At 51.4% G+C, this 9,107-nt stretch carries 12 protein-coding genes; 4 read left to right on the forward strand and 8 right to left on the reverse strand.

What is annotated here, in order from left to right; all coding sequences use genetic code 11:
• Nucleotides 1-152 precede the first annotated feature (152 nt).
• From R6U67_RS15030 to R6U67_RS15055, 6 genes are all read right to left on the reverse strand, one after another.
• A complete protein-coding gene (locus tag R6U67_RS15030) occupies nucleotides 153-356 on the reverse strand; it encodes a hypothetical protein (RefSeq protein WP_410253304.1) in 204 nt (67 codons plus the stop codon).
• Nucleotides 357-750: 394 nt separating this feature from the next.
• Nucleotides 751-945: a DUF3368 domain-containing protein gene (locus R6U67_RS15035; RefSeq protein WP_410253305.1), complete on the reverse strand. Its 195-nt coding sequence runs from the start codon at nucleotides 943-945 to the stop codon at nucleotides 751-753.
• Nucleotides 946-1,026: 81 nt separating this feature from the next.
• On the reverse strand, nucleotides 1,027-1,440 hold the full coding sequence (locus R6U67_RS15040; protein ID WP_087707581.1) for a hypothetical protein: 414 nt from the start codon (nucleotides 1,438-1,440) through the stop codon (nucleotides 1,027-1,029).
• Nucleotides 1,441-1,572: 132 nt separating this feature from the next.
• Nucleotides 1,573-1,896, reverse strand: a complete 324-nt coding sequence (grxD, locus tag R6U67_RS15045; protein WP_410253306.1) for a Grx4 family monothiol glutaredoxin — start codon at nucleotides 1,894-1,896, stop codon at nucleotides 1,573-1,575.
• 81 nt (nucleotides 1,897-1,977) lie between these two features.
• Entirely contained in the window at nucleotides 1,978-2,238 is a 261-nt protein-coding gene (locus R6U67_RS15050) for a BolA family protein (protein ID WP_410253307.1), read from the reverse strand.
• A gap of 539 nt (nucleotides 2,239-2,777) precedes the next feature.
• A complete protein-coding gene (locus tag R6U67_RS15055) occupies nucleotides 2,778-3,371 on the reverse strand; it encodes a LexA family protein (protein ID WP_410253308.1) in 594 nt (197 codons plus the stop codon).
• Between the two features lie 83 nt (nucleotides 3,372-3,454).
• Between R6U67_RS15055 and R6U67_RS15060 the strand changes: the two genes are divergently transcribed.
• Both R6U67_RS15060 and R6U67_RS15065 read left to right on the forward strand, forming a co-directional pair.
• Complete coding sequence (locus tag R6U67_RS15060; RefSeq protein ID WP_410253309.1) at nucleotides 3,455-3,724, forward strand: MoaD/ThiS family protein; 270 nt, start codon at nucleotides 3,455-3,457, stop codon at nucleotides 3,722-3,724.
• Nucleotides 3,725-3,752: 28 nt separating this feature from the next.
• Nucleotides 3,753-4,556, forward strand: coding sequence for an HAD-IIB family hydrolase (locus tag R6U67_RS15065; protein WP_410253310.1), 804 nt, complete (start codon nucleotides 3,753-3,755; stop codon nucleotides 4,554-4,556).
• Between the two features lie 15 nt (nucleotides 4,557-4,571).
• Here R6U67_RS15065 and R6U67_RS15070 read toward each other — a convergent pair whose 3' ends face one another.
• Nucleotides 4,572-6,083: a protein kinase domain-containing protein gene (locus R6U67_RS15070; RefSeq protein ID WP_410253311.1), complete on the reverse strand. Its 1,512-nt coding sequence runs from the start codon at nucleotides 6,081-6,083 to the stop codon at nucleotides 4,572-4,574.
• A 370-nt stretch (nucleotides 6,084-6,453) separates the two neighbouring features.
• Here R6U67_RS15070 and acsF point away from each other — a divergent pair, with 370 nt between their 5' ends.
• Nucleotides 6,454-7,530 (forward strand): magnesium-protoporphyrin IX monomethyl ester (oxidative) cyclase, encoded by a 1,077-nt coding sequence (gene acsF, locus R6U67_RS15075; protein WP_410253312.1) that lies wholly within the window; start codon nucleotides 6,454-6,456, stop codon nucleotides 7,528-7,530.
• A gap of 148 nt (nucleotides 7,531-7,678) precedes the next feature.
• On the opposite strand, the gene R6U67_RS15080 is transcribed toward acsF, so the two are convergent.
• Nucleotides 7,679-8,215: a Ycf51 family protein gene (locus R6U67_RS15080; protein ID WP_410253313.1), complete on the reverse strand. Its 537-nt coding sequence runs from the start codon at nucleotides 8,213-8,215 to the stop codon at nucleotides 7,679-7,681.
• A gap of 220 nt (nucleotides 8,216-8,435) precedes the next feature.
• Between R6U67_RS15080 and R6U67_RS15085 the strand changes: the two genes are divergently transcribed.
• A partial coding sequence (locus R6U67_RS15085; RefSeq protein WP_410253314.1) for an RNA-guided endonuclease InsQ/TnpB family protein occupies nucleotides 8,436-9,107 on the forward strand: 672 nt, incomplete at its 3' end.

The following is a 9,107-nucleotide window of genomic DNA, read 5'->3' on the forward strand; positions in this document are numbered from 1 at the left end:
AGCACCTTTTGTTGCAACTTGGCAGGCTAACACTCTGGTGCAGCGGATTGACGAGAGCCGTTTGTGGAGTTGCAAAGGTATCGACAACCGCTGACCAGAACCGTTACACGGCAAAGCAGCACGCAAATAACCGCGCAACCTCGCCAAGCAGCTTAGGCATCCGCCCAGCGATCGCCACTCCAACCCCCCAATACAATAGAAGCCAACCCCGAAGTATCCGCAAGGTCAAAGAGGCTGGCAACGACGATCGCCCCCATCATGCAACCGCCCAGCGACCTTACACTGCGCGTCACTCCAGACGAGTTTGCGGCGATCGTCTTATTCCGTTGATAGCGCTCGCTCGGTCGTGAAGCCATCTCTCTCAAGCACTCTCGACCGATTTGGAAAAACTAGAATCAATCAACCTCGCTAACCAGTTGCAAAACACGGCAAAAAATCGGGAGTTTGGTAGCTCCGTCTTTTTAAAGCGGGGCGGAAAAACGACTCGGCGGCTTTAGCCGCAATGACTATGATAGAATCGTATCGTCTTCTCTATGACCCAAATGAAAGGGGCTTAACATCCCGTGAGGGCAGACTTGCATCATGCAGAAATGTCGGCAGCAAAGACGTTTCATTGGCGAGAGACAAAAGGCGATTGAATGAAAATAAGTAAAAGGAAGCCTTCGGGCAACCTATAGAGGCGTATTTGACTTCGCCTATGAGTCCGACTTGTCGGAAGTTCTGAAATCCCTCCGGGGAATCTCCGTCGCTTTAGCGCGGGGAGTAGTCAAGACTATACAGAGGTTCTGCAACCCAAAACCCAGCCTCATTAACCAAAGCATCCAATAGAGGTTTGACCTGAGCAATCAAACCTTGGCTTTTCGCCTCGACTAAAATCCCCAAGATACCCGTATATCCAAGCTTAAAGCGGCTGGCGATCGACCGCCCTCGGCTCTCATCAATCAAAACCCGGTCGGCGGTAACATCGTCACGCGATCCTTTTTGCCTTGTGACACGCTCTGGGGGAGGCGGAGCCTCCCGTAAATGCTAACTATTCTTATTCGCCTGAAAGGCCTCGCGATCGCTCATTTCCACATCAATGCGAATCGAGTCAATCCCTTCCCGAGCCGCCAGAGACAACATCGAATCCAATTGCACCCAAACTAAAATCGCCGTGGGAATCACCACGATCGCCCCTAAAGGATAAGCAAACAGCGGCGGAACATCAAACGTCGATAAACTCGTACAAACACAAATCGTCGCAAACAGACAAGTGAAGAAATAAGCCACCTTCAAATTCGGCGTTTTATAGTGAATTTCCGACGGATTTCCCTTCGACTTCCACAGAGAAAATTGATATTCCAAAATATCCTTAAAGACAATCCCGCAGAGGATCGCAAAGATACAACTAATGACAACAATGCTGTAATCCGGGAGGTTGGCTAGGCTGGAAAAATTCATATTCTTTAGAAATTTATGGAGTTCTTCCCTGATCGTAACACAAATCTTAACAAAGTTTAATCACCAAACCCTTGACAAAACAAAAAAACCTCCCCAAAAATCAGGGAGGCTCAACAGAGTCAAGCGAGAGGATTAGGAGGCTAAGGCGACCTCTACCATCTGCTGAAGCTCACCATTCTGATAGAGTTCGATCGCGATATCCGAGCCACCGACAAACTCTCCATCAATATAGAGTTGAGGAATCGTCGGCCAGTTAGAATACTCCTTAATCCCTTGGCGAATGTCAAAATCCTCTAAAACATCAACCGTTTGATAAGGAACACCAAGGCTATTGAGCATTTGCACGACATTATTCGAGAAGCCGCACTGGGGCATCAGTTTATTTCCCTTCATGAAAACCAGCACTTTGTGCTGTTTCAACAAGTCGTCGATTCGTTGCTTAACATCTGGAGTCATGGCAGTTTAATAATGTGAATTGAGCGTGAATTTTTGGTCAACGGAGTTCCGAGAACTCATCAGACGAGGGAGGTTTTCAGCTTAGCCAACTTGGCTAGCGGCCGCCCACTTTTCTGGAGTGTAGGTTTTCAGCGCTAGGGCGTGGATAGCTTCAGAAGCCAACTCACCACGCAACGCACCGTAAACCAGTTGATGCTGTTTCACCAAGGATAGGCCAGCAAATTTCGGGGAAACCACGATGGCTTCGAGGTGATCTCCGCCACCCGTGAGGTCCCGAACCTGCACTTCGGCTTCACCGAGTTCCGTTCGGATAATGTCTGCGACGCGATCGAGGCTAACCATGCCTACTCCTTACAATTCCTTAGGAATTTTCAAACTTCTCTTAAGACATTTTGACATCCTCCCACGCTAATTCAAAGAATATAGCGTGGAATTCCCACCATCACTGATGAGGTTTCCTCTTTCTACGACTCGGCTTACCTTGAGGAGTCTCCCCACCAAGGCAGAGGTCGATATCTCCGGAGGCGTGAGTTTCCGTATGCCCTACGGTACTTACTTATTGACTGAAGATTGTGATTCCTTACCCGGTCTTGCACCTTCAAGTCCTCATAGGCGACCCAGTCGTGAGACTGGCTGACGCACGATGCCATCTTAATGGCAAAGTTTTTACGCTGCCTACTTACCTTGAAGTATTTCCCGATTATACTACAGTGGTTGCCGCGATTCATCTCAACGTTGAATACAAAGATTACAACGTGAGCCTTCTCGCGGGGTAGGTAAAGGAATTGTCGTAGCAGATCCCCCGAAGCCTAAGTTTTTTTTGCCTAGAGTGACGGCGAGACCCCAACCTGCGGCCCTCAGCCTCCAACCTCAGCGCCCTATCAGAGAGCGTGAATCACATGGGTAACTCGCCCCAAAATATAAAACTCGATCGCCTCCGTGAGCCAGAGAATCGGATACTCTGGGTTTTCAGGAACCAGAGCCAGGCGATCGCCCTCACAGCGCAGTCGTTTCACCGTCAGTTCCCCATTCACCACCGCAATCACAATATCCCCATCCTCCGGTTCAGGAACCGTATCCACCAGCAACAAATCCGCCGCCTGAATCCCCGCCTCAATCATCGAATCCCCCATGGCGCGGACACAAAAACTCGCCTCCGGGTGCGTCGTCAAATACGCATTGAGATCCAACTCTTCCTCAATCTCATCCGTCGCTGGACTGGGGAACCCCGCCGCCACCGCATGAGAATAGAGCGGTAAACGCGGCGAGTCCTCCCCCCTCTGCTGCCCGCTCCTCTGCCGCAAGCGTTGTAGTTGTGGCACAATAGCCTCGAATCGTGAGCGATCCCAGGTGGCCAAAACCTCCTGGAGTTGCTCAGCCAGACTGATCGGTAAGCGCATCGCTGTCGTCGGTTCCCCATATTTTCCCGTTCCTGGGGGACGACCTGCGCCAACCCGTTTGCCTCCACGACCCATAAAACGTCCTTGCGCTCTGACCTTTAAGTACAATAATCAAAATTATAGTCCCCTCTTCCCAAACTCGCAGCCACCCCCAACCCATGATCGAGCCAACGACTGAGCCAATCACCATTATCGTTAAACTCTTCGCCGCCTATCAAGAGGCCTATCAGGTTGACCAACTCACCTGGCAATTCCCAGCGAACAGCCCCGTCTCCTGCGTCTTAGATCGCTGTCTTGCCGAGCATCCCCAACTTCAGAACTGGCGAGATCTAACCCGCTTTGGCATTAACCTAGAGTTTGTTAGCCCACAGACGCTTCTGCAAGACGGCGACGAAGTGGTTTTAATCCCTCCCGTCAGCGGCGGCTAACCCCAATCCATAATCAACCAAACTCCTGATGACTGTCGTTGTTTTCACTGATCTCGATGGAACCCTCCTCAATAGCCATGATTACCGCTTTGATGAAGCCATCCCCACCCTCGTCCTCCTCAAACAACAACAAATTCCCATCATCCCTGTCACCAGTAAAACTCGTATTGAAGTCACATCCCTACTCGAGAAGCTGCAATTAGAATCACCCTTCATCGTCGAAAACGGCAGTGGCATCTTTATACACCCAGACGACAGCCGCTTTGAACTAAAAGAGACTGAATCCTGGCAAGGGTATCAGCTCAAGCGATTGGGGGGACTCTATTCAGAGGCTCGCTCGGCCCTAGCACAACTGAGTCAACGCTTGGGAGTGGAGTTACAAGGATTTGGCGATTTGACCGTTGCCGATCTCACCGCCATCACTGGATTGTCTCCTGAGGCGGCGGGACAGGCACAAACTCGGGAATTTAGCGAACCCTTCGTGACCCCGCGATACTGTTCTACTGAAGCGATTGAGGCGGCAGCGGCTGATCTGGGGGTTCGCGTTGTTGTCGGCGATCGCTTCTCCCATCTCATCGGGCCACAGGCCGGCAAAGGTCAAGCCGTTCGCTGGTTGATTGAGCAGTATCAGCACTCAGGTCCCCTAACCACCGTCGGACTGGGCAATAGTCCCAATGATTTAGAAATGCTGCAAACCGTCGATCGCCCTATCATTATCCCCAACAACAAAGGACTCATTCATCCCGGCCTGAGCCATCTCGATGCCGACATTGCCCCCCATGCGGGCGCTCAAGGCTGGGCAGCGGCGATCGCCCCCATCGCGTGTCAGTAGCCCCCTAGCCAACCCTCACAACTCCCGAAAGCGATAGACCACCGCCCCCGTGGTCTCATCATTACCCACATCCACATATCCCGTTTTCGCTAACTCCATCAAAAGTTTCTCAGCCAGGTTAAAGGACAACCCCGTCGCCATCACCGCTTGCGTAACCGTTAGTTGTCCCCCCTGGCGCTGGGCCACCTCCAGCAGCTTCATCACCTGTTCATCCTGGGTCGCCTGCGGTAAAACCCGACTAATCGAGGTTTGAGGCATCAGCGGCACCCCTGAATCGGATACCCCTAAATTTGCCCGAATTTTCTCCTCCTGCTCCTGCGCCATCCCCGGAATCAGGAATAAATCGATCAAGCCGCCAATGTCTCCAACCACTGGAACCATCCAGAGAAGTCCGGTGAAGATTTTGCCGTTATAAAATCGGTGTAGCCCCTTTAAGGGACGAACCGTAGAGCCGACAAAGAAGGCAATCAACCACAAAAAATAGCTCGTGCGAACGCGAGCTTGATATTCGGGAGTTTCCTCTAGTTTCGCCGAAGTCGGAGCCAAATTGGACGAGTCAAACAGGGAATAGCCCGGTTGCGGAGAGTCGGTTGTGAGTGAAACCGGGCTGGCTGAACTCCCCTGAGGTTTCGCGACATAGCTCGGGCGAGGATTATCTAAGTCCGAAAGAATCGCCGCTGGTGAACGGTAACGTCGGCCCGTGGCGGTTTCCACCATTTTGTCTAAGACCTTCAGTAAATGGGGATCAACCTGTTGTCCTTGGTCGAGGTAATCTTGCCAACGTAGTTTGCCATCGTTACTGTCATACAAATCAAAGGGGGCAATGTTGGTCAACAGATGAATGCAGGTGACCCCCAGACTATAAATATCACTCGCAAAGGTGGCTTTGCCCATCGCTTGTTCTGGGGCGGCATAGCCGGCTGAGCCAATGCTGGTTCCGGTGAGGGCTAAACTGGCGGCGGTGGCGAGTTTAGAGGCGCCAAAATCGACGAGGTACAGTCGTCCGTTCTGACTGCGAATCAGATTGGCTGGCTTGATGTCGCGGTGGATGACTTTGTGATCATGGACAAACTGAAGCACCGGTAGGATGTCTTTGAGGAGGGCGAGGATTTCGCGATCGCTCAAGCAACCGGCGCTTTGCAGTTCGTCTTCGAGGTTACAGCCGTTGATAAACTCTTGAATCAGATATTGGCGTTGGTTCCACTGGAAATGAGCCAGCAGATCCGGGATTTGGGGGTGGCTGCCGAGTTCATCAAGGCGGGTGGCTTCTTGCTGAAACAGTTGCGCCGCGCGATCGCGGTTCTGGCTTCCCTGTTCCCGTGGGCTAAATTGTTTGATGACGCAGGGGGGTTTCGAGGGCTTGTATTCGTCAACCCCGAGAAAAGTGCGGCCAAATCCGCCCACGGCGATCGCCCGCAGGGGACGGTAGCGATCGCCCACCAAGAGCGGAGAACCACAGCTGACACAGATGGAGGCGGTGTTGCTGTTTTGAGGGTGGGGACAGTCGGGGTTGAGACAAAACGTCATTGCGGGTACAGAAAACGTCAAGGGGAAGCGTCAAGGGGAAGTGGCGAGCGCAGAGACGGTCAAGACAACGTCAGACGAGCGATTTTAGACATCGGGCGATCGCGCTCAACTCCCGCTCAACTCCCATTGTGACAAATTGGCCGCATTTCGGTTTTGTAACGGAATGTTGCAGATTGTTATAACTTTTAACGAAATTCCCGCCGTCTCCCTCTCCCAACATTGGTACACTGAAAACCAATAGTAATTTCGGCGCAATTTCGGCAAACCTTTAGCATTCGCCGACCCCTGACGGACTCAACCCCCGTTCGTCACGGTCTAAATCTAAAACAAGCCCCTGATCGCAGTGATAGGAAACGAGTAGAAAAATCCTATGGTAGATTCCGTTCAACGACCCGTCGCCGATGAGATTCGTCCTGGCGTCAAAGCCCCCGCCAAAGACACGATTCTCACCCCTCGGTTTTACACCACTGATTTTGAAGAGATGGCCCAAATGGACATCTCAGTCAACGAAGATGAACTGCAAGCCATCCTTGAAGAGTTCCGAGTTGACTACAACCGACATCATTTTGTTCGGGACGAGGAATTCAACCAGTCTTGGGACAATATTACCGGCGAGGAGCGTCGGCTATTCATTGAGTTCCTAGAACGCTCCTGCACCGCAGAATTTTCGGGCTTCTTACTCTATAAGGAACTCGGACGGCGTCTCAAAGATAGCAGCCCCGTCTTAGCTGAGTGCTTTAACTTGATGTCGCGCGATGAAGCTCGTCATGCGGGTTTCCTCAACAAAGCGATGTCTGACTTCAACCTCCAGTTAGACCTCGGCTTCCTGACCAAGAGCAAGAAATACACCTTCTTTAAGCCCAAGTTCATCTTCTACGCCACCTATCTCTCTGAGAAAATTGGCTATTGGCGCTATATCACCATCTATCGCCATCTTGAGCAGCATCCAGAAGACCGGATTTATCCGATTTTCCGCTTTTTCGAGAATTGGTGCCAGGATGAGAACCGTCATGGTGACTTCTTTGACGCCATCATGCGCGCTCAACCCCAATATCTCAACGATTGGAAAGCTCGTCTCTGGAGCCGTTTCTTCCTGCTGTCGGTCTTCGCCACCATGTACCTCAATGACCTACAACGGTCTGGGTTCTATAAAATCCTTGGCCTCGATGCTCGTGAATATGACATCGAAGTGATTGAACAGACCAACGAAACCGCCGCCCGCGTCTTCCCGATTAAACTTGATGTCAACAACCCTCAGTTCTACGGTCGCCTCGATCGCTGTGTGGCCAACAACGAGAAGCTACGGGAGATTGACAACTCCAACGGGCCGGGTGTGGTCAAGTTCTTCAAGAAACTGCCCCTGTTGGCGAACAATGGTGTGCAATTCGTGAAACTCTATTTCATGAAACCCATTGATATGGAAGCCAGCCGCGAAGTCGTCCGTTAAGTTGGCTATGGTTCCCACTCTGGGTCCTAACTCTGCCAATGATGAGCCGTCGGCGTAACCCAACGCCACGACTCACTCCAACAAAATAGTTAAAAAGGAGATTCCCAATTCAGGGAGTCTCCTTTTTTCTGGGCCATTAACTCTCAGCTTAACTCTCAGAGGCTTGGGGGAGTCGCGCCAGGGCCGATTGATTGACCTCGATTTGGAAGTCATTTTCATCGCCATCGGACTGCGATCGCCGCACCTGACCGACAAAGAGAGGCTCCGTAATCCCCTCTTCGGGATGCAGAAGCACGCGGCCACGAATTAAGAGGTTTTGCCCCATGCGCCCTGGCGAGAACTGGTTAATCGCCGCCTGACGTAACGTGGCTTCGAGTTGAGGTTCATTGATCTCCACCGGGAGTTTAATCACGACCTGTCCGGCACCATTGTCATAAACAACGTTATAGGGAACCGAACCGGGAACAACGGTTGTGGTAATCGGAAAGAGACTCAGGGAGAATAAGCCGACCGTTAGCACGGCCATAAAGCCGGTGATGCCCACCAGTCGAAAGCGAATGCCCCATTGCAAGATAAAGGCCAGTAGGGCTAAAACCGCAAACAGGCCCGTGAAGCCCAACGACCAAAGGGTCGTTTGCAAAAAGTCCGCAGGAGTCAGAAAAGCTAAGGAAAGTTGGGAATACATCACATCGATAAGGGTGTAGTTACGTCGCCAGGAGACTGGCAAAAGTTAGATGACCACCGCCGTTGGCTGTCGTGGGTCTCGACAGGCGGGTGACCTCTTCCTAGATTACCTTAATCCGCGAGAAGGCTCACGTTGTAATCTTTGATTCAACGTTGAGATGAATCGCGGCAACCACTGTAGTACAATGTGGTACAATTCCGTCAAATGACTGAAGGGTGTCATGCTGGTATTTGAGGCTAAGCTAGAAGGAACCAAAGAGCAATACGAACGGCTAGATGAGGCCATTCGGACGGCTCGGTTTGTTCGTAACAGTTGCCTGAGATACTGGATGGACAACAAGGGAGTTGGACGGTATGAACTGAGCGCCTATTGTGCGGTTCTTGCCAAAGAGTTTCCTTGGGCAAAAAAGCTCAACTCAATGGCTCGTCAAGCCTCGGCGGAACGGGCTTGGGCAGCTATTGCGCGTTTCTACGAGAACTGTAAGAAAAAGATTCCCGGTAAAAAAGGGTTTCCTAAATTCAAAAAGCCTAAAACTCGCGATTCAGTCGAGTACAAAACCTCAGGTTGGAAGCTGTCAGAGGAGAGAAGGACGATTACCTTTACTGACGGATTCCAGGCGGGCAGCTTCAAGATGTGGGGGACTCGTGACTTGCATTTCTACCAGTTAAAGCAGATTAAGCGGGTGAGAGTAGTCCGTCGCGCTGATGGATACTACGTTCAGTTCTGTATCGACCAAGAAAGGTTAGAGGAACGAGAACCCACTGGAAAAACGGACGGGTTAGATGTCGGATTAAATCATTTCTACACCGACTCAGACGGTCAGACGGTGGAAAATCCCAGATATCTCAGAAAGTCTCAGAAAGCTCTCAAACGCCTTCAACGTCGATTATCT

It is taken from the genome of Sodalinema sp. (assembly GCF_046483825.1).
Taxonomy (GTDB): Bacteria; Cyanobacteriota; Cyanobacteriia; order Cyanobacteriales; family Geitlerinemataceae; genus Sodalinema.

Coding starts and splice junctions, on each gene's coding strand:
- R6U67_RS15030 (WP_410253304.1), bottom strand. CDS start 356: ATGGCTTCACGACCGAGCGAGCGCTATCAACGGAATAAGACGATCGCC.
- R6U67_RS15040 (WP_087707581.1), bottom strand. CDS start 1,440: ATGAATTTTTCCAGCCTAGCCAACCTCCCGGATTACAGCATTGTTGTC.
- grxD (WP_410253306.1), bottom strand. CDS start 1,896: ATGACTCCAGATGTTAAGCAACGAATCGACGACTTGTTGAAACAGCAC.
- R6U67_RS15050 (WP_410253307.1), bottom strand. CDS start 2,238: ATGGTTAGCCTCGATCGCGTCGCAGACATTATCCGAACGGAACTCGGT.
- R6U67_RS15055 (WP_410253308.1), bottom strand. CDS start 3,371: ATGGGTCGTGGAGGCAAACGGGTTGGCGCAGGTCGTCCCCCAGGAACG.
- R6U67_RS15060 (WP_410253309.1), top strand. CDS start 3,455: ATGATCGAGCCAACGACTGAGCCAATCACCATTATCGTTAAACTCTTC.
- R6U67_RS15065 (WP_410253310.1), top strand. CDS start 3,753: ATGACTGTCGTTGTTTTCACTGATCTCGATGGAACCCTCCTCAATAGC.
- R6U67_RS15070 (WP_410253311.1), bottom strand. CDS start 6,083: ATGACGTTTTGTCTCAACCCCGACTGTCCCCACCCTCAAAACAGCAAC.
- acsF (WP_410253312.1), top strand. CDS start 6,454: ATGGTAGATTCCGTTCAACGACCCGTCGCCGATGAGATTCGTCCTGGC.
- R6U67_RS15080 (WP_410253313.1), bottom strand. CDS start 8,215: ATGTATTCCCAACTTTCCTTAGCTTTTCTGACTCCTGCGGACTTTTTG.